Origin of the sequence: Rhizobium pisi (assembly GCF_003938655.1) — a bacterium.
GTDB lineage: Bacteria > Pseudomonadota > Alphaproteobacteria > Rhizobiales > Rhizobiaceae > Rhizobium > Rhizobium pisi.
In genome coordinates, this window is sequence record NZ_RJJT01000006.1 from 39,431 (window position 1) to 63,122 (window position 23,692).

Annotated in this window: 27 protein-coding genes and 1 tRNA gene; 14 read left to right on the top strand and 14 right to left on the bottom strand. The window is 60.8% G+C overall.

Annotated elements, in window-relative coordinates:
• Window positions 1-9 precede the first annotated feature (9 nt).
• Window positions 10-960, bottom strand: coding sequence for a LysR family transcriptional regulator (locus tag EFD55_RS09705; RefSeq protein ID WP_125844700.1), 951 nt, complete (start codon window positions 958-960; stop codon window positions 10-12).
• A 182-nt stretch (window positions 961-1,142) separates the two neighbouring features.
• On the opposite strand from EFD55_RS09705, the gene EFD55_RS09710 reads away from it, so the two are divergent.
• The 7 genes from EFD55_RS09710 (at window position 1,143) to EFD55_RS09740 (ending at window position 7,674) form a co-directional block, all read left to right on the top strand.
• A complete protein-coding gene (locus EFD55_RS09710; protein ID WP_125844702.1) occupies window positions 1,143-2,159 on the top strand; it encodes an ABC transporter substrate-binding protein in 1,017 nt (338 codons plus the stop codon).
• A gap of 68 nt (window positions 2,160-2,227) precedes the next feature.
• The gene (locus EFD55_RS09715; protein WP_125844704.1) at window positions 2,228-3,052 is read left to right on the top strand and encodes an ABC transporter ATP-binding protein; all 825 of its coding nucleotides are present in this window, start codon (window positions 2,228-2,230) and stop codon (window positions 3,050-3,052) included.
• Window positions 3,052-3,894 carry an ABC transporter permease gene (locus EFD55_RS09720; protein ID WP_125844706.1) on the top strand — a complete coding sequence of 281 codons (843 nt, stop codon included), beginning with the start codon at window positions 3,052-3,054 and terminating at the stop codon, window positions 3,892-3,894. The genes EFD55_RS09715 and EFD55_RS09720 overlap by 1 nt, the downstream gene beginning before the upstream one ends.
• Window positions 3,894-5,207: a cytosine deaminase gene (locus tag EFD55_RS09725; RefSeq protein ID WP_125844708.1), complete on the top strand. Its 1,314-nt coding sequence runs from the start codon at window positions 3,894-3,896 to the stop codon at window positions 5,205-5,207. Before EFD55_RS09720 ends, EFD55_RS09725 begins: the two co-directional genes overlap by 1 nt.
• 1 nt (window position 5,208) lies before the next feature.
• Window positions 5,209-6,618, top strand: coding sequence for an FAD-binding oxidoreductase (locus EFD55_RS09730; protein ID WP_125844710.1), 1,410 nt, complete (start codon window positions 5,209-5,211; stop codon window positions 6,616-6,618).
• Window positions 6,615-7,196 (top strand): NAD(P)H-dependent oxidoreductase, encoded by a 582-nt coding sequence (locus EFD55_RS09735; RefSeq protein WP_125844712.1) that lies wholly within the window; start codon window positions 6,615-6,617, stop codon window positions 7,194-7,196. Before EFD55_RS09730 ends, EFD55_RS09735 begins: the two co-directional genes overlap by 4 nt.
• Window positions 7,197-7,281: 85 nt before the next feature.
• Entirely contained in the window at window positions 7,282-7,674 is a 393-nt protein-coding gene (locus EFD55_RS09740; RefSeq protein ID WP_125844714.1) for a RidA family protein, read from the top strand.
• Window positions 7,675-7,734: 60 nt separating this feature from the next.
• On the opposite strand, the gene EFD55_RS09745 is transcribed toward EFD55_RS09740, so the two are convergent.
• The 3 genes from EFD55_RS09745 to EFD55_RS09755 all read right to left on the bottom strand — a co-directional run bounded on the left by EFD55_RS09745 (window position 7,735) and on the right by EFD55_RS09755 (window position 8,519).
• Window positions 7,735-7,935, bottom strand: a complete 201-nt coding sequence (locus EFD55_RS09745; protein ID WP_125844716.1) for a hypothetical protein — start codon at window positions 7,933-7,935, stop codon at window positions 7,735-7,737.
• Window positions 7,935-8,105 (bottom strand): hypothetical protein, encoded by a 171-nt coding sequence (locus EFD55_RS09750; protein ID WP_164735986.1) that lies wholly within the window; start codon window positions 8,103-8,105, stop codon window positions 7,935-7,937. The genes EFD55_RS09745 and EFD55_RS09750 overlap by 1 nt, the downstream gene beginning before the upstream one ends.
• A 156-nt stretch (window positions 8,106-8,261) precedes the next feature.
• A complete protein-coding gene (locus tag EFD55_RS09755; RefSeq protein WP_125845090.1) occupies window positions 8,262-8,519 on the bottom strand; it encodes a DUF982 domain-containing protein in 258 nt (85 codons plus the stop codon).
• Between the two features lie 490 nt (window positions 8,520-9,009).
• Here EFD55_RS09755 and EFD55_RS09760 point away from each other — a divergent pair, with 490 nt between their 5' ends.
• Complete coding sequence (locus EFD55_RS09760; protein ID WP_125844718.1) at window positions 9,010-9,837, top strand: nickel-binding protein; 828 nt, start codon at window positions 9,010-9,012, stop codon at window positions 9,835-9,837.
• Between the two features lie 148 nt (window positions 9,838-9,985).
• Here the strand turns inward: EFD55_RS09760 and EFD55_RS09765 are convergent, their stop codons facing one another.
• Window positions 9,986-10,270 carry a DUF982 domain-containing protein gene (locus EFD55_RS09765; RefSeq protein WP_125844720.1) on the bottom strand — a complete coding sequence of 95 codons (285 nt, stop codon included), beginning with the start codon at window positions 10,268-10,270 and terminating at the stop codon, window positions 9,986-9,988.
• Between the two features lie 301 nt (window positions 10,271-10,571).
• Between EFD55_RS09765 and EFD55_RS09770 the strand changes: the two genes are divergently transcribed.
• Window positions 10,572-10,754 carry a hypothetical protein gene (locus EFD55_RS09770; protein WP_125844722.1) on the top strand — a complete coding sequence of 61 codons (183 nt, stop codon included), beginning with the start codon at window positions 10,572-10,574 and terminating at the stop codon, window positions 10,752-10,754.
• A 105-nt stretch (window positions 10,755-10,859) separates the two neighbouring features.
• On the opposite strand, the gene EFD55_RS09775 is transcribed toward EFD55_RS09770, so the two are convergent.
• Window positions 10,860-10,935: transfer RNA gene (locus tag EFD55_RS09775), tRNA-Lys, on the bottom strand.
• Window positions 10,936-11,146: 211 nt separating this feature from the next.
• On the opposite strand from EFD55_RS09775, the gene EFD55_RS09780 reads away from it, so the two are divergent.
• From EFD55_RS09780 to EFD55_RS09790, 3 genes are all read left to right on the top strand, one after another.
• Window positions 11,147-11,896, top strand: coding sequence for a cytochrome c biogenesis CcdA family protein (locus tag EFD55_RS09780; RefSeq protein WP_125844724.1), 750 nt, complete (start codon window positions 11,147-11,149; stop codon window positions 11,894-11,896).
• Window positions 11,897-12,105: 209 nt separating this feature from the next.
• Window positions 12,106-13,041, top strand: a complete 936-nt coding sequence (locus tag EFD55_RS09785; RefSeq protein WP_165504806.1) for an MBL fold metallo-hydrolase — start codon at window positions 12,106-12,108, stop codon at window positions 13,039-13,041.
• Between the two features lie 122 nt (window positions 13,042-13,163).
• Window positions 13,164-14,126: an AEC family transporter gene (locus EFD55_RS09790; protein WP_125844726.1), complete on the top strand. Its 963-nt coding sequence runs from the start codon at window positions 13,164-13,166 to the stop codon at window positions 14,124-14,126.
• Here the strand turns inward: EFD55_RS09790 and EFD55_RS09795 are convergent.
• The 5 genes from EFD55_RS09795 to cysG are packed head-to-tail and all read right to left on the bottom strand — an operon-like array spanning window position 14,094 to window position 19,300.
• A complete protein-coding gene (locus EFD55_RS09795; RefSeq protein WP_125844728.1) occupies window positions 14,094-15,305 on the bottom strand; it encodes a UbiH/UbiF family hydroxylase in 1,212 nt (403 codons plus the stop codon). The two genes, EFD55_RS09790 and EFD55_RS09795, sit on opposite strands and share 33 nt — an antisense overlap.
• 39 nt (window positions 15,306-15,344) lie before the next feature.
• On the bottom strand, window positions 15,345-15,857 hold the full coding sequence (locus EFD55_RS09800; RefSeq protein WP_125844730.1) for a DUF934 domain-containing protein: 513 nt from the start codon (window positions 15,855-15,857) through the stop codon (window positions 15,345-15,347).
• A 10-nt stretch (window positions 15,858-15,867) separates the two neighbouring features.
• A complete protein-coding gene (locus EFD55_RS09805; protein WP_125844732.1) occupies window positions 15,868-17,538 on the bottom strand; it encodes a nitrite/sulfite reductase in 1,671 nt (556 codons plus the stop codon).
• 8 nt (window positions 17,539-17,546) lie between these two features.
• A complete protein-coding gene (locus EFD55_RS09810) occupies window positions 17,547-17,861 on the bottom strand; it encodes a DUF2849 domain-containing protein (RefSeq protein WP_125844734.1) in 315 nt (104 codons plus the stop codon).
• A gap of 2 nt (window positions 17,862-17,863) precedes the next feature.
• Window positions 17,864-19,300, bottom strand: coding sequence for a siroheme synthase CysG (gene cysG, locus EFD55_RS09815; protein WP_125845092.1), 1,437 nt, complete (start codon window positions 19,298-19,300; stop codon window positions 17,864-17,866).
• Between the two features lie 266 nt (window positions 19,301-19,566).
• On the opposite strand from cysG, the gene EFD55_RS09820 reads away from it, so the two are divergent.
• Window positions 19,567-20,154: a deaminase gene (locus EFD55_RS09820; protein ID WP_125844736.1), complete on the top strand. Its 588-nt coding sequence runs from the start codon at window positions 19,567-19,569 to the stop codon at window positions 20,152-20,154.
• Between the two features lie 6 nt (window positions 20,155-20,160).
• A complete protein-coding gene (gene mazG / locus EFD55_RS09825) occupies window positions 20,161-21,000 on the top strand; it encodes a nucleoside triphosphate pyrophosphohydrolase (protein WP_125844738.1) in 840 nt (279 codons plus the stop codon).
• A gap of 24 nt (window positions 21,001-21,024) precedes the next feature.
• On the opposite strand, the gene hflX is transcribed toward mazG, so the two are convergent.
• The 3 genes from hflX to EFD55_RS09840 form a co-directional block, all read right to left on the bottom strand.
• On the bottom strand, window positions 21,025-22,347 hold the full coding sequence (gene hflX / locus EFD55_RS09830; RefSeq protein ID WP_125844740.1) for a GTPase HflX: 1,323 nt from the start codon (window positions 22,345-22,347) through the stop codon (window positions 21,025-21,027).
• 77 nt (window positions 22,348-22,424) lie between these two features.
• Window positions 22,425-22,667, bottom strand: a complete 243-nt coding sequence (hfq, locus tag EFD55_RS09835; protein ID WP_003539403.1) for an RNA chaperone Hfq — start codon at window positions 22,665-22,667, stop codon at window positions 22,425-22,427.
• A gap of 111 nt (window positions 22,668-22,778) precedes the next feature.
• The gene (locus tag EFD55_RS09840; protein WP_125844742.1) at window positions 22,779-23,642 is read right to left on the bottom strand and encodes a D-amino-acid transaminase; all 864 of its coding nucleotides are present in this window, start codon (window positions 23,640-23,642) and stop codon (window positions 22,779-22,781) included.
• Window positions 23,643-23,692: the final 50 nt, after the last annotated feature.

Below are 23,692 nucleotides of genomic sequence, written 5' to 3' on the forward strand. Positions count from 1 at the left end.
AGACCTAGTTCAGATCGCGGCGGATTTCTCCATCGCGATGTGGCCTTTGGCCTGCAGCTCCTCCACCAAGCCGGCCAGTTCGGCGAGGAGATATTCGACAAAGAGGCTGGTGGCCGAATCGAGCGGGGCGCGGGCGCGGGCGAAAAGCTTCATCGTTTGGTGGCGTGCATGCGGCTCCGCGATCGGCCGGAAGACCAGTTCTCCCTGCCGGCACTCGGTGATGACGTCAAGCGGGTTCAGCATGGTCACCCCTGCCCCCGATTTGACGAGTTTTTTCAACATCTCCGACGCATTGGTTTCCAGGACGGGCTCGACATGCACGTCAAGACGCGCCATCGCCAAATTGATCACATCGCGCAGGCTGGTGCCTTGCTGCGCCAGCACCAGGCGCTCCTGGATGATATCCGCCAGATTGATCGGGCCTGAACCGATCAGGTGATGACCAGGCGGCAAAACCACCCCAATCGGAATGTCGAAATTGCCGAGCGTTCGGATGCCGGGTGTGGCTGGAATATTGAAGCCGAGGCCGATATCCACCTCGCCCGAAAGCACCGGATTGACCGTCATCGTGCCGGCGTCGTTGCGCAGCTGCATGAAGACCCTGGGATGCTCCGACTGGAACCGCGCGATGATCTCAGGGAGCGGACCTGCCGCAAGACCGACTGTGGTCACCAGACGCACCTTGCCCGCCTGCTGCATCTTCAGGCTGCGAATGCGTCCTTCCAGCCGCTCGTAATTCTTCAAGACGTCGCGGATATGTTCAATGCAGAGCTCGCCGGCTGCCGTCAGGCGCAGACCGCGCGGCAGCCGCTCGAAGAGCGGCGCTCCCATTTCTTCCTCCAACGCCAGAATCTGTCGGTTGATCGCCGAAGACGCCACATTCAGCCGGGCCGCCGCCTTGCGGATCGAGCCCGAGCGCGCGATCTCGTTGATATAGAGAAGCTTTCTGGAGTGCAGCATCACAACCTCGTTGCACAAAAATAAAGCACATAGCGCAAATTAGGCACAGGCTTTCAGTGAGATGCCGAAAAGGCATCATTGCGCACGAAATTTGATGCTTTTCAAAGAGCAAAGCAACCGCTCCTATGAAGAAAATCGGACGTCGCCGCAGACGTTGCGAACTCAGAAGGGGAACGTCGATCATGCCCAATACACTGAAGAACAGCGTCTTTTCCGCACTCGTCGGCCTTGGCGGCATGCTTGCCGCCATCGCATCCGCGCAGGCGGCCGATAAAGTCAGCTATGGCACCAATTGGCTGGCGCAGGCCGAGCATGGCGGGTTCTATCAAGCGGTTGCCGACGGCACCTATGCGAAGCACGGCCTCGACGTCACCATCGTCCAGGGAGGGCCGAATGCGGCAAACAGCGCGCTGCTGATCTCCGGCAAGATCGATTTCTACATGGGCGGACCGCAGGGCGAAATCTCAGCGGTCGAACAGGGTATTCCGCTCGTCGACGTCGCGGCGATCTTCCAGAAGGATCCACAGGTGCTGATTGCGCACCCGGACGCCGGCATCGAGAAATTCGAAGATCTTGCGAAGTTGAAGACGCTGTTTCTCGGCAAGGACGGCTATCTCACCTATTTCGAATGGATGAAGGCGAACTTCAAGGGCTTCAAGGACGAGCAGTACAAGCCCTACAATTTCAGCCCGGCGCCATTCCTCGCCGACAAGGAGTCCGCGCAGCAAGGCTACCTCACCTCGGAACCCTATGAGATCCAGAAGCAGGCCGGCTTCGAGCCGAAGGTCTTCCTGCTCGCAGACAACGGCTACTCTCCCTACTCCACGATGATCACCACCACACAGACTATGATCGACAGTAAGCCTGATGTCGTTCAGCGCTTCGTCGATGCCTCGATCGAAGGCTGGTACAATTATCTCTACGGTGACAACACCAAGGCGAACGAGTTGATCAAGAAAGACAATCCTGAAATGACGGATGGTCAGATCGCCTACTCCATCGCGAAGATGAAAGAATACGGCATCATCGAATCCGGCGACAGCCTGGACAAGGGTATCGGCTGCCTGACGGATACGCACTACAAGGCATTCTTCGACGAGATGGTGGCGATCAAGGTGTTCAAGCCGGAGACGGACTACACAAAGGCCTTCACGACGAAATTCGTCTGCAAGGGCACCGGAATGGCGATGAAGAAGTAAGCCGCGACGCCGCCTGTGATCCGCTGCGAACAGGGCGGATCGCATCCCCTGCATGAACGAGACAGGCAATGCTCCCAGCAGAAGCTCAGGCCCTATCCCCGAAAGAGACGCGCAAGCGGCCGCTTGTTGTCATGCAATCGGTTTCGAAAATCTTCTCCAGCGGAACCGTGGCCCTTTCAAACATGTCGCTCACCGTCGAAAGCGGTGAATTCATCAGCCTGCTCGGCCCCTCCGGTTGCGGCAAGTCGACAGCACTGCGCATCATCGCCGGTCTCGGCGATGTCACGTCCGGCGCGATCGACTGGCCGAGTTCGCGGATCAATTCGAGGGGCCTTCCGGAGGGGGATATCAGCTTCGTCTTCCAGGAGCCGACGCTTATGCCCTGGAAGAACGTGTTCGACAACGTCCACCTGCCGCTGAGACTGAGGCACATTTCGAAGGCGGCGGCGCATAACCAGATCATGGAAGTACTGAGCACCGTCGGCCTCCAGGATTTTGCGAAGGCCTATCCGCGTGAACTTTCCGGCGGCATGAAGATGCGCGTCTCGATTGCCCGTGCGCTGGTGACGAAGCCGAAGCTTCTGCTGATGGATGAGCCTTTCGCGGCGCTCGACGAGATCACCCGCCAGAGGCTGAACGACGACGTGCTGCGGCTCTGGAAGACAACAGGCATTACAGTCATCTTCGTCACGCATTCAGTCTTCGAATCCGCCTATCTCTCCAACCGCATCGTCGTGATGAAGGCAAGACCGGGGCGCGTGCATGCCGACCTTCCTCTGACCACCAGCCTGGAACGGGACGCGCATTACCGCACCTCGGAAGAATACCGCAAAGCCTGCGAGACGGTCTCGCATTCGCTCATCGGGGCGATCAATTCGGCGGAGGATCATTGATGAGTGACGAAACCGAAATGCCGCCGCTTCTCCTTCAGAGCGCCGCAAGCGCCAGGCGCCGCGATCTTGCGTTGCGCATCGCCGTCCCCTTCCTCGTCATCGCCCTGTTGATCCTCATCTGGTCCGCCTATGTGAAACTATCCGGCGTACCGCCCTATATCCTGCCTGGCCCGGCGGCCGTGGCGAGTGCCTTCGTAACGGACTGGGGCACGCTTGCCCCTGCCCTCTGGGTCACCACCAAGATCACCTTCATGTCGCTGATGCTGGCGTTGGTCGGCGGCGTCGGCTTTGCGATCTTCCTCGTTCAGTCGCGCTGGATCGAGCTCGCCTTCTATCCGCTCGCCGTCATTCTCCAGGTAACGCCGATCGTGGCGATCTCGCCGCTGATCCTGATCTATGCGCCGTCGACGCAGGTAGCGCTGCTGATCTGCGCTTTCCTCGTTGCCTTTTTCCCGATCCTTTCGAATATGGTCCAGGGGCTGAAGAGCGTCGATCACAATCTGATCAACCTGTTCGAACTCTATGGCGCGTCGCGCTGGCAGACGCTGCTCTTTCTCAAACTGCCTGCCGCCCAACCCTATTTCATGACGGGCCTGAGGATCGGCGGCGGCCTTGCGCTGATCGCCGCCGTCGTTGCGGAATTTGCCGCAGGCTCGGCAGGCGCCGGGTCCGGTCTCGCTTTCCGGCTTCTCGAAGCACAGTATCGGCTGAATATTCCCCGTCTCTTCGCCGCGCTATTGATGCTCTCCCTGCTCGGTGTGGCGATCTTCGCCGTCACTTCCTTCATTTCCTGGCTGAGCCTGCATCGCTGGCATGAGAGCAGCCTGAAACGGGAAAACTGATGACCTATTCCTTCATCTCCCCGCCCAATGCCGGCCGCTTCGTGCTGAGCAACGCGACGCTGCCTGCCGTCGCCGTCGCGGAATATCACGCGCCGGCTGCCGAAGGGCTCGTCAAAGCCGATATCGTCATCACCGACGGCATTATTTCCGCCGTGCTGCCGCCAGGCGAAGCGCCGGTCGAATTCGCGAAGTCCGACCTGAAGGATGGCATGGTCTGGCCCTGCTTCGCGGATATGCACACTCATCTCGACAAGGGTCATATCTGGCCGCGCAACGCCAACCCGGACGGCACCTTCATGGGCGCGCTGGAAGCGGTGCGCGCCGACCGCGAAGCCCACTGGTCGGCCGCCGATGTCAGGAAACGCATGGAATTCTCGCTGCGTTCAGCCTATGCGCACGGCACCAGCCTGATCCGCACGCATCTGGATTCACTGGCGCCGCAGCACCGCATTTCCTTCGAGGTCTTCGCCGAGCTGCGCGAGGTCTGGAAGGACAGGATTGCGTTGCAGGCAGTGGCGCTCTTCCCGATGGACAATATGGTGGACACGGCCTATTTCGCCGATCTGGTCGCCGTCATTCGTGACAAGGGCGGACTGATGGGTGGCGTCACCCGGATGAACCCCGATCTCGACAGCCAGCTCGACACGCTTTTCAAAGCCGCAGCCGACAACGGGCTCGATGTCGATCTCCATGTCGACGAGACCGACGACCCCACAGCCGAAACGCTGAAGGCGATCGCGGAAGCCGTGCTGCGCAACCGGTTCGACGGCAAGGTCACGGCCGGCCACTGCTGCTCGCTCGCCCGCCAGGACGAGGATACGGCAAAGCGCACCGTCGAACTCGTCGCCAAGGCCGGAATCTCGATCGTCTCGCTGCCGATGTGCAACATGTATCTGCAGGACCGCTATCCCGGCCGCACGGCGCGCTGGCGCGGCGTCACGCTATTCAAGGAACTGGCGGCAGCCGGCGTCGCAACCGCAGTCGCATCCGACAATACACGCGATCCCTTCTATGCCTATGGCGATCTCGACCCCGTCGAAGTGTTCCGCGAGGCGGTCCGCATCCTCCATCTCGACCATCCCCTGGATACCGCCGCGCGTGTCGTCACCACTTCGCCCGCCGACATCCTCGGCCGGCCTGACATGGGGCGCATCGCCGTCGGCGCTGCTGCCGATCTCGTGCTCTTCAGCGCCAGGCGCTGGAGCGAATTTCTTTCCCGTCCGCAGTCCGACCGCGTCGTGTTACGCCGTGGCAAGGTGATCGACCGCAGCCTGCCGGACTACCGTGAACTCGACAGCGTCGTTGGAGCCTGACATGCCGGATTATCAGACGATCAAGAAGGAACTCGAAGGCATCGCCATCGAGGACAATCCGGCGCTGGTGCGCCAGAAGAGCCGGGATTTCTACTGGTATTCGCCGGTCCTGAAGGCGCAGCTCGATAATGTGACGGCCGATCTCGTCGTCACGCCGAAAAACGAGGAAGAAGTCATCCGGACGCTGAAGGTCGCCTTCGCCCATGGCGTACCGGTCACGCCGCGCGGCGCCGGCACCGGCAATTACGGCCAGGCCATGCCGCTTTCCGGTGGCATCGTGCTGAATCTTGCCGCCATGGACAAGATCAAGGCGGTCCATCCCGGTCGGGTGATCTGCGAACCGGGCATCGTGCTTGCCCAGCTCGACAAGCAGACCAAGGCGCATTCTGGCCAGGAGCTGCGCTTCCATCCCTCGACGGCGCAGACGGCGACTGTCGGTGGCTTTATCGCCGGCGGCTCCGGCGGTGTCGGCTCGATCACCTGGGGCGGCCTGCGCGATATCGGCAATATCCTGCGGCTGCGCGTCGTCACCATGGAGGCCGAGCCGCGTGTGCTCGATCTCACTGGCTGGGATCTCCAGAAAGTCAGCCATGCCTATGGCACCAACGGCATCATCACCGAAATCGAGATGCCGCTCGCTCCTGCCTATGACTGGGTCGACGTGCTCGTCGGCTATGACGATTTCATGGCCTCGGTGCGTTTCTCGGACGCGCTCGCCAAGTGCAACGGCATCCTCCTCAAGGAGATCGCTCCGATCGCGGCCCCGATCCCGCATGAATATTTCACCCGCCACAAGCCTTATATCCGCAAGGGTCAGTCGGTGGTGGTACTGATGATCGCGCCGCATTCGATGGATGCCTTCCTCGCCTTCACCTCGGCCCACAAAGGCGAGGTCATCTTCCGTTCCGACATGGTCGAGAGCATGAAGGGCATCCCGCATGCTTACGAACTTGCCTGGAACCACACGACGCTGCGCGCGCTGAAGGTCGATCCCGGCTTCACCTATCTGCAGGTTCAGTATCCGGGGCCGGATCATGTGGCGAAGGTTGCCAAGATGGTGGAGATCTTCGGCGACGAGGTGCCGGGCCATCTCGAATTCATCAAGTTCGACGGGCAGATCCAGTGCTCCGGCTTGCCGCTGGTGCGCTATACCACAGAGGAACGTCTCGAGGAGATCATCAGGATCCATCAGGACCACGGCTGCCCGATCTTCAATCCACACCGCTATACGCTTGAGGAAGGCGGCATGAAGCGCACCGACAAGGTGCAGCTCGCCTTCAAGCACGAGACCGACCCGAAGGGGCTGCTCAACCCCGGCAAGATGATCGCCTGGGAGAACCCCGATTTCGATTTCGACGCCGGCAAGAACTATCTCTTCCCCGGTCTTGCGAGCGTCATGGAGGCCTCATGAGGGTTCTGGTGCTGCACTCGCACCCGGTCGAGGAAAGCTACGGCAAGGCGCTCTACAAACAGACGCTGGAAAGCTTGCAGAAGGCTGGTCACGAGGTGGATGCCTGCGACCTCTATGCGGAGAATTTCGATCCCGTGCTCTCCAGGCACGACCGGCTCGCCTACCACGATTACCCCGGCAATACCGCACTGGTAAAACCCTATGTTGAACGGCTGAAACAGGCGGAAGGGCTGGTGCTGGTCACGCCGATATGGAATTTCGGTTTCCCGGCCATATTGAAGGGTTATTTCGATCGCGTCTGGCTTCCAGGTGTCTCCTTCGAACTGGTCGACGGCAAGGTGGAATCGCGACTGCGCCATATCAGCAAGCTCGCCGCCGTGCTGACCTATGGTGCAACACCGTTCCGCGCCTTCGTCGCCGGCAACCCGCCAAAGAAGATCGTCAAGCGCGTGCTCAGAGCGCAGATCAATCCGCTGCGGCCCGTGACCTTCCTTGCACACTACGACATGAACAATTGCACTGAGGAAACGCGGGCACGGTTTCTGGAGAAGGTAAAGATCACCATGGAGCGTTTCTGAGGACGTTTACCGCAACCGGCATTTGTCTGTTATTGAACCAGATGGAATGACCGCCGAAGCATCCTCGTTCAAGCAGGGAATGCCGATGAAGACGATTATCAATCCCTCATCTGTCCGTCGCCCGTTCGGAAATTACAATCATGGGCTACTGGTGCCGGCGGGCGCCTCGTTGCTCGTGACCTCGGGGCAGCTCGGCATCGGTCTCGATGACACGGTGCCCGAGGATATCAGCGCTCAGGCGGAGCTTTGCTTCGAAGCAATCAAGGCAATTCTGGCCGAGGCGGAAATGAGTTTCGCCGACCTCATCCGCATTTCCGGTTTTTTGACCAAGCGTGAGGATTTCCCAGCCTATATGGCCGTGCGAGATCGCTATACGCTCGATCCGAAGCCGACCTCGACGCTGATCATCGTCGGCGGCTTCACCCGCCCCGAATTCCTCGTGGAAGTCGAGGTCACGGCCGCCAAGGTGTTTGGCTGAGCGAGCCGGACGCCGCCGTGCTCGGTCAGTTGCTGTCGACATCGCCACCGTGCCGGTGGCTCAGAGAACGTCCCGTTCATATCGCGGCGTCCACCCGCGGGTCATGCCGCGGCTCATCGCGCTTTCCGCCAGTGCCAGCTGTTGGCGCAGATGTTTACAGTCGTCGAGCAGCGAGCGTATCGCAGCCTTGGCATTGTCGTCATGCCAGGCAAGCACTGCTTCGACTTCCCACGCTTGCTCCAGGGCCTTTGCCGTCTGCATCAGTTCAGCGCCAGCGGCAATTGAACCGGGCGCGGCAAGGGCGGCAGCGGCCGGCTGAGTTCGACCTTTTTCTGCCAGGCAGCGCGCCGCAGCTGATCCCGCTCGCGCGCCGCGCGGGACGCTTCGACAAGGGCTAGGGCGTTGGCGATCACCTGTTCCGTATGCGTCATGATCATCTCCAATGTTCCTGTTTTGTTCTAATTTAAAACTTTGGCCGAGGAAGTCAAGTGCTGCGACGATCTTGTGCTCAGAACGGCAGACAAAGCCGTAGGCTTCGATCGTCAAACCGGAGATTTTGATCGTGACGCCGGGAATAGGCCGGGCACTCAACCCGCAGCTTCTATCACGGCGATGCCGGCCTCTTGCGCCGCCCTGATGAACACGGCGCGTACGTGCTCCGGCGGGAGATCGCCGATAATGGCATCGAGACACGCCTTTACGGCTTCGAAATATTCCTCGCCATCGTCGACGGGCCAGTCGTGGAGGAGCGTGCGCGCGGCATCCCACACAGAGTTAATAACGGCATAATGAGCGAGCCCTATGGAGGCCAAGCCGACCGGTCGAAAATTTGCCGTCTGTCTCACTTTGCTACAGCTTTTCCCAATTTCCGTGAGCATGTTAATATCTTTGCAATTTCCGTGCCGGATGGGAAGCACTGTTGAAGCGTCGAGGTTTGGCGGGATTTGTTTTGATCGGCGATAGCAGCAGACATGACTCCCGTTCCTGTGGGCCCTCGCCTTCGATACGCGATAAAGCATGGGCGATGCGTGGAACGCCTTCAGCATGCTGAAGGTTCCATGGCCTGTAGAGGCTTGTTGATTAAAATTCAGGATTTCACCCAGAGCTTGCAGCAACGCACGTATCAATCACGTATCGACCCACTCAAGGTCGCATTCTGCATGTATTTCATCGGAACATGAGAAACTCTTCCCAGAGCCCTTCGACGCCATTTCCTTGCCGCACGCATCTCCAACAGTTCAATATTATTGCTCGACTGTGCCAGATGTGGACGGAACAGGGCTCAGACCGTACAATGCGCCACGTCCACATGCGGCGGATCGGGAGGAGCGTGCGATGCCCATCTTCATGGACCGGCACTATCTTGAGGGAACGTCAGCTGCCGAGGTTGCCCAGGCGCATCGCATGGACCTCGATATTCAGGATCGCTACGGCGTCAAATTCCTCACTTATTGGTTCGACCAGCGGCGTGGCACCGCTTTTTGTCTCGTGGATGCACCAGATATGGAAACCGCGCAGTGCGTGCATCGCGAGGCCCACGGCTTCGTCGCCAACGAGATCGTCGAGGTCGCTTTATCGGCCGTCGAGGCTTTTCTCGGCCGAATTCACGATCCTGAGCCAGCACCCGGCCAACCCTCGGGTCAAGTGGATCCCGGCCATCGGGCAATCCTCTTTACCGACATTGTCGGCTCGACCGAGATGACATCGCGCCTCGGCGACCGCATGGCGACCGAACTCGTTCGGGCGCATGACGCCGTGGTGCGCCGATGCCTCAGCCATAATTCAGGCCGCGAAGTGAAGCACACCGGTGATGGGATCATGGCGGCCTTTGCCGAAACGACCGCCGCGGTCGAATGCGCAATGGCGATTCAGAAGGAATTCAAGCATTACAACGGCGGAAACGCCGAGCCCATCCATATCCGCATCGGACTGGACTGCGGCGAGCCGGTCGAGGACAGCAACGACCTCTTCGGCTCGACCGTACAACTTGCCGCGCGTCTCTGTGCGGCAGCCTCGGGTGATCAGATCCTCGTCTCGGAGAATATTTTCCGGGAATACGGCGCCGCCGATCTATTTGTCCACGCGACGCGCCGTCGGCTCAAGGGATTTTCGAAGCCCATGCTGGCCTTCCAATGCGACTGGACCGGCGCCGGTCTCGGCTAAGTCTAGTCGAGACCGGCGCCGGGTTGGTCGCCGACAATAACCGCCAACACGTATCGTCATGCGGCAATCGTGAAATGCGAACTGTGCGAAAGTGGTTCCGGGCCGCACGTGACGGCACGGCCATCAGCTGGCTCGGAAATCACCTTCCTCATGCATTGCCGATATTTTGATCGCTGAGCACCCGATCGAATTTGGGCCCGCCCTCGAGCACGCCCGACATCTTCAGAAAACGCCGGAAATTTTCGCGCGCCGCGCTGAGCGGGAAACGCCCGCTTGCCGTATCCCTGCACGCCTTCAACAGCGTATCATATGCCAAGCCTCGTTTGTCCTCCGGCCATTCGTCCAAGACATCGAAGATTTCGTCCAGACATGTGATCTGATCGATGAAATGTCTCCTATGAAGAAAAACCGGATCAAACCGAGCTTCTGACATAGTATCCTCCCATTTATAATACTTTTTATGCTATAACTGTACTGGAAAAACGCGATTCATTCAACAAAAAATTGGCTACATCAGGCTCACATCATTGCTGAAATCGCTTCCATAACGACAGAATAGCTCGATCATAGTATTGAAATGGTTTTAACCTTACTCGAGGTGGAGGCGTCGTCAGCTGAACTGATCGATCGCGCCGCCATTTCCGATCAAGTGAGCGTGATCAACGCGTGCCGTAAGTTTTCGTGTAGGCTTACGATGCCATGGTCTCGCACCACCCTTTCAAGGAGAGGCTCACATGAACCGTTTTCTCACGTTGGTAGCCGCCGGGGCGCTGCTCGGTGCGTCCACAATCACCTCTGCCTGCACATCGCCCGCAAGGCACGACAATGAGGATTTTCAATATCAGCGCGATACTTCGATAAACCCGGCATGCGCGGGCGGCTTCAGACCCAGCAATGCCCGCTCATGCAGTTATTGAAGGACGCAGACGCCCGACATCGTTTGGCCCGCGGCAACGGGCCACGCCGGCGTCGGCTCGACGGCGCAGGCCACCAAGGATTTCGAACTTATCTATTGAGGCATATGGTGAGAGCGTCGGGGTTCGAACCCGAGACCTACTGATTAAAAGTCAGTTGCTCTACCGGCTGAGCTACGCTCTCCCTCTCCGCGGGTGTGATGCACCCCGGCTGGAAGTGGGCGGAACATAGGCAGGCGACCCATTGCGGTCAACCGAAAAATTTGTCTTTTCCAAACGTTCGGCACATTTCTTGCGGACGCAAAGCCGCATTTCTGCCAAGCGCAAAAAGGTGATTGGCAATCCCGGGCCTGGAAAGCTAGGAACATGACGCAGAATGCAGCCGGAGAGAATGCGTGTCGATTGCCGATATTTCCCTGTGGAGCGCGCTGATTGCCGGGGCGCTTTCCTTTCTGTCGCCCTGCGTGCTTCCCCTCGTCCCGCCCTATCTCTGCTACATGGCCGGCATATCGGTCGAGCAGTTCCGCGGCGGCGGCGCGGTTGCAGTGGCACCCGATATCAGGCGCGGCGTTTTTTTCTCCGCGCTGCTGTTCACACTCGGCTTTGCCACCGTCTTCGTGGCGCTCGGCGCCGGCGCTTCCAGCATCGGCATGGCGCTCCGCCAGCATCTCGACCTCTTGTCCAAGATCGGCGGGCTCATCATCATCGTCATGGGGCTGAACTTTCTCGGTCTCTTCCGAATCGGGCTGCTTGCCCGCGAGGCGCGCTTCCAGGGCAACGGCAAGCCGGCGACGCTGACTGGCGCCTATGTCATGGGCCTTGCCTTCGCCTTCGGCTGGACGCCTTGCATCGGCCCGGTGCTCGGCGCCATCCTCGGCGTTGCCGCCTCGCGCGAGACGGTCGGCTCCGGCGCGGGGCTGCTTGCCATCTATTCGCTCGGCCTTGCGATTCCCTTCTGGATCGCCGCCGGTTTTTCCGGCGCCTTCATGCGGTTCCTGTCGCGCTTCCGCCGCCATCTCGGCACGGTGGAAAAGGTGATGGGTGTCTTCCTCGTCCTCACCGGCCTCGCCTTCCTGTTCGGATGGGTCAGCAACGTGGCGATCTGGTTCCAGCAGACCTTTCCGATCCTGATGCAGATCGGCTAGTCGCATTCGCTGCCGCTGATCGATTGCTCGATCAGCCGCGTTCATCGGCACGTCGCCGGCGGTAAAAGAGGCCGGACCTATGCCGTGGTATGGCTTGCCCTGTCCATCGAGGCCACTCGCCCTTATCCCTCGACCCAATCGATCGCCAACACGCCTCCATGTAGCGTCGTCGATGCCGTGTTTAAGGCGGCGGTCAGAAGGAGATGAACATGAACCTTGAGACAAAGATGGGCCTGGAAAACACCGCACACCCCGGCAAACCTCGGCTCGACGAGTTGGTTCCGTCGCGCTACGCGGTGCGGATCGGCGAGATTGACGTGCTGGTAGTCAGCGATGGCGTGCTACCGCTCCCAACCGCGATGTTGGGCCACAACGCCGACCCGGCCGCCCGGGCCGCCTGGCTGGGCGACATGTTCCTGCCGCAGGATGCCTTCGACTGGGCGCTGAACGTGGTCGTGGTGCGCAGCGGCAAGCAGACCATACTCCTCGACGCAGGGCTGGGGATCGACCCGGACTTGCATTTGCCGCGGGCCGGGCAGTTGATCAAGCGACTGGAGGCCGCCGGTATCGATCTTGCGTCCGTGACCGACGTGGTGCTGACCCACATGCACATGGACCACATTGGCGGCCTGCTCGTCGACGGGGTGAAGGACCAGCTGCGTCCGGACCTGCGGATCCACGTCGCAGCCGCCGAGGTCAAGTTCTGGGAGGCGCCCGATTTCTCCCACGTTTCCATGCCGCCGGGGTTCCCGGACGCGCTTCGGGCGGCTGCCAAGCGGTTCGCGAAAGAGTACAGCGGCCATCTGCGGCTGTTCGACGAGGAGTATGAGGTGGCGCCTGGTGTGGTCGTCCATCGGACTGGCGGCCACACCCCCGGGCACAGCGTGATCCGCCTTGCGTCTGGCGGGGACCGGCTGATGTTTGCCGGCGACGCAGTGTTCGCGGTCGGGTTTGAACACCCCGACTGGTACAACGGCTTCGAACACGACCCCGAGGAAGCGGCTCGCGTTCGCGTCCGTCTTTTGCGGGAACTGGCGGAGACCGGCGAGCAGTTGGTGGCCACGCACCTGCCGTTCCCGTCCGTCGGCCGTGTGGCGGTCGACGGCGACGCCTTTCGCTGGGTTCCGGCCTTCTGGGACTACTGACCGCTTGTCGGGTTAGCGCCTCATTTTCACCCAATTCCAGCAAAACCGCTGTGCACTTTTGCTGGAATTGTTTTAAGTCAGATCCTTACCCCGCCTGTAATCCCCGTGCACTGGAAGACCTCTTGGCCGATATCATCAGCCTGCTATTGCCGTTCTTCGGCCTGATCCTGATCGGTTACATCGCCGCCAAGGCGACCAAGCAGCCGGCCGAGGCGCTCGGATGGCTCAACACCTTCATCATCTACGCCGCCCTGCCCGCCTTGTTCTTCAAGCTCGTCTCGCGCACGCCGATCGAACAGCTGACGCGCGTCGATTTCATCGTCACCGATATCGCGGCGACCTATGCGGTCTTCATCCTGCTGTTCGCCATCGGCCGCATCCTGCGCGGCAATTCACTCGCCGATTGCACTATCCAGTCCTTTGCCGGCGCTTACGGCAATATCGGCTATATGGGACCGGGCCTGGCGCTGTCGGCGCTTGGCGAAGGGGCTGCCGTGCCGGTGGCGCTGATCATCTGCTTCGAGAATGCGCTACATTTCATCGTGGCGCCGGCGCTAATGGCAGCGGCCGGTGACGACAAGAGGTCAGCCGGCCCGCTTGCCGTCGATATTGCGCGAAAGGTCGCCCTTCATCCCTTTATCCTGTCGACAGCGCTGGGCTTTGCCGTGGCCGCCTTGCACATCGACCAACCGCCGGCGTTTCAGCGCCTTGTCGACTACCTCGCCCAGGCGGCCGCTCCTTGTGCGCTCTTCGCCATGGGCGTGACGTTGGCGCTCAGGCCGCTGAAGCGGGTCCCGGTGGAGATCTCCTATATCGTGCCGGCGAAGCTGATCCTGCATCCGATCCTGGTTTTCGTCGCGCTGACTGGTGTCGGCGGTTTCGAGCCGGTGTGGATCCATGCCGCCGTGCTGCTCGCCTGCCTGCCGACGGCGACCAACGTCTTCGTCATCGGCCAGCAATATGGCGTCTGGCAGGAGCGCGCCTCTGCGACGATCCTGATCACGACGGTACTTTCGGTGATGAGCGTTTCGCTCTGGCTGATCGTGATCCGCTCAGGCTTTCTTCCGCTTCAGCTTTTCCCGTAGGGCGGCCGGAATATCACGCAAGCCCCGGCCCGGCTCGATGCCCTCGCGCATGACGATGCCCCGCAGCGGCGGTATGGCCGAGAGGATATGCAGGCCGGCAGCGCGCAGCATCTGCACGGGCAGGAAATCCGAGAGCAGCGACCGGTTGAGAAGGTCGACACTTGCCGTGCGCGTCATGATGTCGGCGCGGCGCCTGCGGTCGAAGCTGTCGCCAGCATCGGCCGGCACCGGCAGTTCCGCCCTGTCGCAGAGGATTTCGGCCAGCGCCATGACATCACGCAGGCTGAGGTTCAGCCCCTGCGCTCCGATCGGCGGGAAGACATGGGCGGCCTCGCCGATCAGCGCGATCCGCCCCTTGCCGAAGCGATGCGCCATCATGCCAGACAGCGGCCAGACCTGGACGCCCTCTTCGACATCAACCTTGCCGAGCATGGATTGCATGCGTGCCTCGACAAGCGCACCGAGCTCAGCAAGCGGCAATTCGATGCGGGAAGTCGCTTCGGTGGGGTCCTGCACCCAGACCAGGCTGGAGCGGTTTCCGGGCAGCGGCACCTGGGTAAAGGGGCCGTGCTTCGTATGGAATTCCGTGGAAATGTTCTGATGTGGCAGCGAATGGGCGAAATTCAGCACCATGGCCGATTGCGGGTAGGACCAGTTGCGAACGCCGATGCCTGATGTTTCGCGCAGCTTCGAGCCGCGGCCATCGGCGCCAACGGCAAAATCGGCCGAAAGCGTCTCGCCGTTGGCAAGCGTAATCGAGACGGCCTCGTTGGTAATCTCGATCAATTCGGCCATTTCGGGGAAGCGGGTGATATTGCCCTCGCCGGCCGCCGCCTCTTCGAGGATATCGATCAACACCTTGTTGGGAAAATTATAGCCGAAGGCATTAAGGCCGACCTCGGCCGCGCGAAAGGTGGTCGTCGGTGCACGCAGCAGCCGGTCGGTACCGTCAATAATGCGCATGCTCGTCAGAGGAGCGGTCGCGGGGCGGAGCTTTTCCCAGAGCGCCAGCCGGTCGAGGAGGCGGATCGACTGGTCCATCAGCGCCGTTGTACGCCGGTCCTCCTTTGGAGCGACGGGGGCGACCAGCGCCACATCGCGGCCGCCGCGGGCAAGCGCGATTGCGGCGATCATGCCGGCGAGACCGCCACCGATCACCGCCACTTCGAATGTCTTCATGCTACTGTTCCGCCATCGTAAAAGGGCGGACCGGCCGCTTTATGCGGCCGGCTTCGCCTGACGGCGCCAACTATAGCCCTTGCCGGCTTCGGCGTCACGCACCGCCGGCTGATAATGATGGGGAATGGCGGGAAGACGGTTTTCGGCAAGCCGCTTCAGCGCCGTGGCGTTGCTGACGGAAAAACTGTCGATGCCGACGCGCAGCATCAGCGGGACCTGGTCGATCAGCACGTCGCCGACGGCGCGCAGTTCGTTGGTGTAGCCCAAGCGCTGGCGCAGCAGCGAGGCATGGCTGAAAGCGCGGCCGTCGTTGAAAGCCGGAAAGGCCACAGCCACGATTTCGAGGCGAGAGAGATAAGGCTCCAGCTTGCGCACGTCGTCGGCCGGCTTGATCAGCACGCCGAGGCCGATATCGTTGCTCTCCTCGGCCTTGGCGATCAGTTCGTCGAGACTGAGCAGCGGCTTCTGCTCCTCGGTCGCCTTCACCTCGTCGGTTTCGATCACCCAGGGATCGTTTTCGACAAAACCGGTTTCTCTCCAGATCTTCGTCATCATCCCCTCCTTATGCCGCTTCGGCGGCCGAGCCGTAGAGCGCGGTCTTGAAAGGCTGCGGTCCGACGCGGCGATAGGCGGCGAGGAAGGTTTCGGAATGATCCAGGCGCAGGCCGAGATAGGTGTCGACGATCGTCTCGATCGCGTCCGTCACCCGCTCCGGCTCGAAGCCGCGGCCGATGATTTCGCCGATCGAAGTATGTTCGTCGCCGGAGCCGCCGAGCGTAATCTGGTAGAGTTCGGCGCCCTTCTTCTCCACACCGAGCAGGCCGATATGGCCGACATGGTGATGGCCGCAGGCATTGATGCAGCCGGAGATCTTGATCTTCAGCTCACCGATTTCGGCCTGGCGTTCGGCATTGCCGAAACGGCGGGAGATTTCCTGCGCCAGGGGAATGGAGCGCGCATTGGCAAGCGCGCAGTAATCCAGCCCCGGACAGGCAATGATATCGGTGATGAGACCGGCATTGGCTTCGGCCAGATTAATGGCGACGAGGCCGCGATAGACGGCTTCGAGATCGGCCAGCGCCACATGCGGCAGGATCAGGTTCTGCTCATGGCTGACGCGGATCTCGTCGAAGCCATACTCCTCGGCGAGATCGGCGATCGCATCCATCTGCGCATCGGAGGCGTCGCCCGGAATGCCGCCAATCGGCTTCAGCGAGATTGTCACCATGCCGTAATCGGGGTTCTTGTGCGGCTGCACGTTCTGCTGGACCCAGCGGGCAAAGCCGGCATCGGCCTTCTTCCAGCGGGCGAGGTTTTCCCAGCCTTCGGCGCGCTCGGGCAGAGCTGGCGGCGCGAAATAGGCGGAAATCGCATCGACATCCGCGACCGGCAGCTTGAGCTCGCTATCCTTGAGCGCGGCGAATTCGGCTTCCACCTGGCGTGTCAGTTCCTCGGTCCCGGTTTCGTGCACGAGGATCTTAATGCGGGCCTTGTACTTGTTGTCGCGGCGGCCGTGCAGATTGTACACGCGCACGATCGCGGTGGTGTAGGAAAGCAGGTCTTCCTCAGGCAGGAAGTCGCGGATCAGCTTGGCGATCATCGGCGTACGGCCCTGGCCGCCGCCGACATAGACGGCAAAGCCGATCTCGCCCTTGTCGTTCTTCTTCACGTGCAGGCCGATATCATGGACCTGGATCGCGGCACGGTCGCGCTCGGCGCCGGTGACCGCGATCTTGAACTTGCGCGGCAGGAAGGAGAATTCCGGATGGACCGACGACCATTGGCGCAGGATCTCGGCGTAAGGACGCGGATCGGCGAACTCATCGGCGGCAGCACCGGCGAAGTGATCGGCCGTGACGTTTCTGATGCAGTTGCCCGACGTCTGCAGCGCATGCATCTCGACGCTCGCAAGGTCAGCGAGCGCATCGGGAATGTCCGACAGTTTCGGCCAGTTGAACTGCAGGTTCTGGCGCGTGGTGAAATGGCCATAACCGCGGTCATAGGTGCGGGCGATATGGGCGAGCATGCGCAGCTGGCGCGAGCTCAGCGTGCCATAGGGAATGGCAATGCGCAGCATATAGGCGTGGAGCTGCAGGTAGACGCCGTTCATCAGGCGCAGCGGCTTGAACGCGTCCTCGGCGAGCTCGCCGGAAAGGCGGCGCTGCACCTGATCGCGAAACTGCTCGACGCGCTCGCTGACAAAGGCATGGTCAAATTCGTCGTAACGGTACATCGTCTTCCTCAGACTGCAATAAATTCTGGATCGGCGGGAGCGTAGCCCGGAGCATATTCCATGGTCGGACCTTGTGCGCGGATGCGCTCGCGAAGGCGAAGCGGCCAGAGAATACCGTTGGTTTCCTGGACTTCGACGACGGCGACGTCAACAACCTCGTTGTCGGCATAGGATTTCTTGCCGATCGCTTCCAGCGCCGCAACGGCTTCATTGTGGCGGGCAACGAGCGCCTCCTGCAGCGAGGTGGACCACTTCCCGTTCGCATCCAGCCATACGGCAATGCCGTCTGTCAGCCGGTTGGCGGTCAGAACCTTGTCTACCATATTCAGCTCCTTGCAAGTTCCTCGAGCCGGGCGTTCGCGCGCACCAGCGGCTCGGACAGTTCGAAATTGGCACCGGCGACGGCATCGCCGATAATGACCATGACAGGTCCCGTCAACTCGTCGCGGTGCTGCAGATCGGGCAGATCAGCGAGCGTGCCATGGAGCAGGCGGCGATCAGCGCGGCTGGCATTTTCGATGACGGCGACGGTGGTCTCGGAAGGAATGCCCGCTTGCATCAGACGCTCGGCGACCGAGGCGGCAACCGTGCGGCCCATATAGACGGCGATCGTTGCGCCAGACACGGCAAGGCTTGCCCAATCGGGCAGCACGTCGCCTGTGAGATCATGGCCCGTCGTGAAGACCAGCGAGGAGGCAACGCCGCGCAGCGTCAGCGGCAGCTCGAAATCAGCGGCGGCGGCGAAAGCCGAGGTGATGCCCGGCACGACCTCATAGGTGATGCCGGCAGCGCGCAGCGCCGCCATCTCTTCCCCTGCCCGGCCATAGACCAGGGGATCGCCCGATTTCAGGCGGACGACCCGTTTGCCCTGGCGGCCGAGATCGACCAGCAAATCGTTGATCTCTTCCTGCGACTTCGAATGGCAGCCCTTGCGCTTGCCGACCGAAAGCCGCTCGGCATCGCGACGGCCCATATCGACGATCGCCTGCGGCACGAGGGCATCATAGACGATCACGTCGGCTTCCATCATCACGCGCTGGGCCCGTAGCGTCAGCAGGTCCTCAGCGCCCGGGCCGGCGCCGACCAGCCAGACGTGACCAGCAACCTTGTCCATCGCCCGTAACAGCCCATCGGCGGCATGGCGGGCCTGCGGCAGGTTGCCGTTGGCGACCGCATCGGCAACAGGGCCGGAGAAAAAACGGCGCCAGAAGACGCGACGGGAAACGCCTCGCGGCACCAGCTGCTCGACGGCCTTACGATAGCTCGTTGCAAGCCCGGCGAGCCGGCCGAGCGAGGGCGAAAGAAGCTGGTCGATCTGCGCACGGATCATCTGCGCCAGAACCGGCCCTGCTCCTTCAGTGCCGATCGCGACGGCGACGGGCGCACGGTTGACCAGCGCCGGCGTGAAGAAATCGCAGTAATCGGGCTGATCGACGGCATTGGCCGGAATTCTTGCGGCACGGGCGGCATCGACAATGCTGCGGTCGTCAGCTTCATTGCCGGTTGCGGCGAAGACGAGTGCAGCTCCCTCGACCTGGCCGGCGGAAAAGGCGGAGCGTACGGTTTCAATGCGGTTGGCGATCAGGAAGGAATGATAATCGGCTTCCGGCCGATCGGCATAGGCGACGATCTGTGCCCGCGTGTTCAGCAACAGCCGCACCTTCGCAAAGGCTTCATCGCCATTGCCGAAGACAGCCGTCTTCTGGCCTTCCACGCGAAAGAAAGCGGGAAATATCGAGAGCTGTTCAGTCTTGGGAGGCATCATCAATCCACTTCGAAGTTGCCAGAATATGCCCTTGATCGACAAGGGATTGAAGGAACAGAAATTCGAAAGCCCGAGCAAGCGCGTATTCTTTTGCTCGCCCGATCAACGATTTGAGAAAAGTCAACCGTACTGACGGAAACCGTCCTACCCCATTCTTTTTGTTGCGGTGCAGTATAAAGCCTGTGGCAAACGGCGTCCACCGGCGATTCGTGCATTTCACTCCCGCTATCCAGGCGATAGACTGAGGAAAACCGGAGAGCCTCATGCCCGACAAGACCATCGCCCCCCGCCTGCTTTCGGTCATTGAAGACGACATCCTGCCCTTGACGGAGCGTGGTGTTTCGCTTGGCAACAAGGTGTTCGGCGCGGCGATCCTGCGGAAATCCGACCTCTCGCTCGTCATTGCCGAGACCAACAACGAGCTGGAAAATCCGCTGTGGCATGGCGAGGTGCACACGCTCAAACGCTTCTACGAGCTCGGCGAGAGGCCGCCGACCAAGGATCTGATCTTCCTTTCGACGCACGAACCCTGCACCATGTGCATGTCCGCGATCACTTGGGCGGGCTTCGACAATTTCTACTATTTCTTCAGCCATGAGGATTCCCGGGATGCATTCGCTATTCCCCACGATCTGAAGATCCTGAAGGAAGTCTTCGGGCTTGAACCCGGCGGCTACCGCAGGCAGAACGCCTTCTGGAATAGTTTTGCCATCGCCGACCTCGTCGAAACTGAAGAGGCTGCGCTCAAAACCACCCTCAAGGCGCAGACCGCCCGCATCAAGGCGCGCTACGACGCGCTGTCTACCACCTACCAGTCGTCGAAGAGCGCCAACGACATTCCGCTCAACTGAGGCAACATGGAACCTTCCAAAAACATTTCGCGGCTGATCGAGATCATGGCAGCCCTTCGCCATCCCGAAACCGGTTGCCCCTGGGACATCGAGCAGAACTTCCAAACGATCAAGCCCTATACGATCGAGGAGGCCTATGAGGTATCCGACGCGATTGAACGCGGGGATATGGACGACCTCTGCGATGAGTTGGGCGACCTGCTGCTGCAGGTCGTCTTTCACGCGCGCATGGCCGAGGAAGCCGGTGAATTTTCCTTCGGCGACGTGGTGAACGCCATCACTACCAAGATGATCCGCCGCCACCCGCATGTCTTTGACCGTTCAGAGGCCGATACGCCTGACGCGGTGAAGAGACAGTGGGACGAGATCAAGCAGGCAGAGAAACGCGAACGCGCCGAGCGCCGGGCAAGGCGCGGCATCACCGAGGATTTCAAGGCCGGATTCCTCGGCTCCGTGCAGCGCAGCTTCCCGGCCTTGACGGAAGCGCTGAAGCTGCAGGAACGCGCCGCCAAGGTTGGCTTCGACTGGTCGGCACCGGAACCGATCCTCGACAAGATTGAGGAGGAGATCGGCGAATTGCGGGTAGCGCTAAAGGAAGGAGATCAGGCGAAGGTCAGCGACGAACTCGGCGACCTGATCTTCGCGATCGTCAATATCGGGCGCCATGTGAAGACCGATCCGGAACAGGCAGTGCGTGGGACGAATACTAAGTTCCGTCGTCGCTTCAGCCATATAGAGCATGTTCTTGAAGCGGAAGGCGAGACGCTGGAAGACGCGACGTTGGAGCGGATGGAGGAAATCTGGCAGGCGGCAAAGGCGATCGAGCGACAGCTCGATACCGTTTAAATATCACTCCGCCGGCGACGGTCGCTATTCCCAATCTTCCCGCTGCGGCTTCGGGCCATTGCCGATGCGCCGTTCCAGTTCAGTCGCTTCGGTTTCGGACAGGCGCAGATCGAGGGTGATCGAACCGTCCTCATTGTCCTCGCGGCCGTCGACGATTGCGTGGTCGTAAAGCCATGGCAGCAGCGCCAGCTTGTCGACGGGAAGGCGGATCGTCGTCTCGGTCATCACGCCTGACAGTCTGCGGCTGATCTCTTCCATCAGCGCGTCGACGCCCTCGCCGCTGACGGCGGAAACCGCGACCACGTTGCTGGCGCCGGTAGCTTTTTGCACCATGGCATCGTGGACCTCCGGCTCCAGCCGGTCGATCTTGTTCCAAACCTCGATGAGCCGCTTACCGGCTTCGGCCTCGTCAATGCCGAGATCGCCCAGGATCCGCATCACGTCGGAGCTCTGCGCCTGATTGTCGACGTCGGACATATCCCGGACATGCAGGATGAGATCGGCCTCAAGCACCTCTTCCAGCGTCGCGCGGAAGGCGGCGACGAGATGGGTCGGTAGGTCGGAGATAAAGCCGACGGTGTCAGACAGGATGACGGTGCGGCCGTGCGGCAGTTTCATGCGCCGAAGGGTTGGGTCGAGCGTGGCAAAGAGCATGTCTTCGGCCAGCACGCCGGCGCCGGTGATGCGGTTGAACAGGGTCGACTTGCCGGCATTGGTATAACCGACCAGCGCCACGATCGGGTGCGGCACCTTGCGGCGCTTGGCGCGGTGGAGCTGGCGGGTTCGCACGACCTGCTCCAACTCGCGTTCGAGCTTGATGATGCGGTCCTGCAACAGCCGCCGGTCGGCTTCGATCTGGGTTTCGCCGGGGCCGCCCATGAAGCCGCCACCGCCGCGCTGACGCTCAAGGTGGGTCCAGCTTCGGACCAGGCGACCCTTCTGATAGTTGAGATGGGCGAGATCGACCTGCAGCGTGCCTTCCTTGGTGGAGGCGCGGCGGCCGAAGATTTCGAGGATGAGGCCCGTCCGGTCGATGACCTTGGCGTTCCATTCCTTCTCGAGGTTACGTTGTTGCACCGGCGTCAGCGGATGATCGACGATGACGAGACCGGAATCGCGCTCGTTCAGCAGCGCCTTGATCTCCTCGATCTTGCCGGTGCCGAGCAGCGTCGCCGGTCTCGGATCATTGACCGGTACGATCTGGCCGTTGACGACGTCGAGGTCGATTGCCTGGGCAAGGCCCGTCGCTTCTTCAAGCCGGCTTTCCGGCGTGCGGGTGGAGGCCGATTCGGTCTGGCCACCGCGACTGCGGGATTTCAGAACCGGCACGACGACAGTCGCGCGCATGTCATCCCTGTGCTTGGCGGCCTCAGGGATGATCGAATCGTTCTTGGTATCGCGTGTCGAAATGACGGCTGATCCTGTTAGGACGCGGCTTCTTCGCTCTCGAACATCTGCATGGGCTGGCCCGGCATGATCGTCGAGATCGCATGTTTATACACGAGCTGCGAATGGCCGTCACGGCGAAGAAGAACACAGAAATTGTCAAAAGACGTAACAACACCCGTGAGTTTCACGCCGTTGATCAGAAAGATTGTCAGGGAAATCTTTTGCTTGCGAACAGTATTGAGAAATAAGTCCTGCAGATTCTGAGAACGTTCCGCCATCGCGCCGCTTCTTTCTTTATTGCCGACCTGATCTGGCCGGTAGAATATCAATCAACCTCACCATGCAAGACCGGCGGCACCCTCATTCCACCCGTCCAGCAAATCTTGGTATCAAATCGCAATCTTTTCCGCAACGTCGAAAAAGGCTTCGCGGACTTTCTGCGAGACGCTGCCCGGATGACCGTTGGCGATAGGCTGGCCATCGACGGAAACGACCGGAAAACAAATGCTTGTTGCTGCAGTGAGGAAGACTTCGCGGGCCGCGAGCATCTCGGAAACGGAGAAGTTCCGCTCCGTGATCTTCAAGCCGAGCTTGGCGCCGACATCCATCAATGTGGTGCGGGTAATACCGCGCAGGATGCCGTGTTCGGCCGGGCGCGTCACCAGCGTTCCATCCGAATCTACCATCCAGACATTGGTCGCCGCCCCTTCCTTCACCATGCCGTCGCCATCGACATAGATCGCCTCCTGGGCGCCGGCTTCCTTGGCCTGCTGACGGGCCATGGCGTTCGGCAGCAGGCCGACGGATTTGATGTCGACACGGTCCCAGCGGTTGTCGGCGACGGTGATCGCCCTGATGCCGTTGGCATTCTTGGCCGCGATGATCTTCGGGTCGGTGCTCTTGGCTGTTATCACCAGGGAAGGCGACGTTCCCTCGGCCGGAAAAACATGATCGCGCCGGGCGACACCGCGCGTCACCTGCATATAAAACAGCCCGTTGCGGACATGGTTGCGGCGCAGCGTCTCGCGAATGACCTGCGTCAGCGCCGCCCGGCCCATCGGCCAGGCGATGCGCAATTCGCTCAGCGAACGGTCGAGACGGTTCAGATGGCGCGTGAGGTCGACGATATAGCCGTGGCGCACCTCGCAGACCTCGTAGACGCCATCGGCAAATTGGTAGCCACGATCCTCGATATGCACGCTCGCTTCGGAATGCTTGACGTAGCGGCCGTTCACATAGGCAATTCTCGGCATGGGTAACCTGGTTTTCCGGGAAGCAATAAGGGATGTGGCGCGGCTTCGGC

Excerpts from the sequence above, each read along its gene's own strand:
- EFD55_RS09840 (WP_125844742.1), bottom strand. The coding sequence starts at position 23,642 with ATGCCGAGAATTGCCTATGTGAACGGCCGCTACGTCAAGCATTCCGAA.
- cysG (WP_125845092.1), bottom strand. The coding sequence starts at position 19,300 with ATGCCTCCCAAGACTGAACAGCTCTCGATATTTCCCGCTTTCTTTCGC.
- EFD55_RS09770 (WP_125844722.1), top strand. The coding sequence starts at position 10,572 with ATGAACCGTTTTCTCACGTTGGTAGCCGCCGGGGCGCTGCTCGGTGCG.
- EFD55_RS09800 (WP_125844730.1), bottom strand. The coding sequence starts at position 15,857 with ATGACGAAGATCTGGAGAGAAACCGGTTTTGTCGAAAACGATCCCTGG.
- EFD55_RS09820 (WP_125844736.1), top strand. The coding sequence starts at position 19,567 with ATGCCCGACAAGACCATCGCCCCCCGCCTGCTTTCGGTCATTGAAGAC.
- EFD55_RS09795 (WP_125844728.1), bottom strand. The coding sequence starts at position 15,305 with ATGAAGACATTCGAAGTGGCGGTGATCGGTGGCGGTCTCGCCGGCATG.
- EFD55_RS09805 (WP_125844732.1), bottom strand. The coding sequence starts at position 17,538 with ATGTACCGTTACGACGAATTTGACCATGCCTTTGTCAGCGAGCGCGTC.
- EFD55_RS09785 (WP_165504806.1), top strand. The coding sequence starts at position 12,106 with ATGAACCTTGAGACAAAGATGGGCCTGGAAAACACCGCACACCCCGGC.
- EFD55_RS09725 (WP_125844708.1), top strand. The coding sequence starts at position 3,894 with ATGACCTATTCCTTCATCTCCCCGCCCAATGCCGGCCGCTTCGTGCTG.
- hfq (WP_003539403.1), bottom strand. The coding sequence starts at position 22,667 with ATGGCGGAACGTTCTCAGAATCTGCAGGACTTATTTCTCAATACTGTT.
- EFD55_RS09705 (WP_125844700.1), bottom strand. The coding sequence starts at position 960 with ATGCTGCACTCCAGAAAGCTTCTCTATATCAACGAGATCGCGCGCTCG.
- hflX (WP_125844740.1), bottom strand. The coding sequence starts at position 22,347 with ATGCGCGCGACTGTCGTCGTGCCGGTTCTGAAATCCCGCAGTCGCGGT.
- EFD55_RS09720 (WP_125844706.1), top strand. The coding sequence starts at position 3,052 with ATGAGTGACGAAACCGAAATGCCGCCGCTTCTCCTTCAGAGCGCCGCA.
- EFD55_RS09765 (WP_125844720.1), bottom strand. The coding sequence starts at position 10,270 with ATGTCAGAAGCTCGGTTTGATCCGGTTTTTCTTCATAGGAGACATTTC.
- EFD55_RS09750 (WP_164735986.1), bottom strand. The coding sequence starts at position 8,105 with ATGACGCATACGGAACAGGTGATCGCCAACGCCCTAGCCCTTGTCGAA.
- EFD55_RS09745 (WP_125844716.1), bottom strand. The coding sequence starts at position 7,935 with ATGCAGACGGCAAAGGCCCTGGAGCAAGCGTGGGAAGTCGAAGCAGTG.
- EFD55_RS09730 (WP_125844710.1), top strand. The coding sequence starts at position 5,209 with ATGCCGGATTATCAGACGATCAAGAAGGAACTCGAAGGCATCGCCATC.
- EFD55_RS09715 (WP_125844704.1), top strand. The coding sequence starts at position 2,228 with ATGCTCCCAGCAGAAGCTCAGGCCCTATCCCCGAAAGAGACGCGCAAG.
- EFD55_RS09740 (WP_125844714.1), top strand. The coding sequence starts at position 7,282 with ATGAAGACGATTATCAATCCCTCATCTGTCCGTCGCCCGTTCGGAAAT.
- EFD55_RS09735 (WP_125844712.1), top strand. The coding sequence starts at position 6,615 with ATGAGGGTTCTGGTGCTGCACTCGCACCCGGTCGAGGAAAGCTACGGC.
- mazG (WP_125844738.1), top strand. The coding sequence starts at position 20,161 with ATGGAACCTTCCAAAAACATTTCGCGGCTGATCGAGATCATGGCAGCC.
- EFD55_RS09810 (WP_125844734.1), bottom strand. The coding sequence starts at position 17,861 with ATGGTAGACAAGGTTCTGACCGCCAACCGGCTGACAGACGGCATTGCC.
- EFD55_RS09760 (WP_125844718.1), top strand. The coding sequence starts at position 9,010 with ATGCCCATCTTCATGGACCGGCACTATCTTGAGGGAACGTCAGCTGCC.
- EFD55_RS09710 (WP_125844702.1), top strand. The coding sequence starts at position 1,143 with ATGCCCAATACACTGAAGAACAGCGTCTTTTCCGCACTCGTCGGCCTT.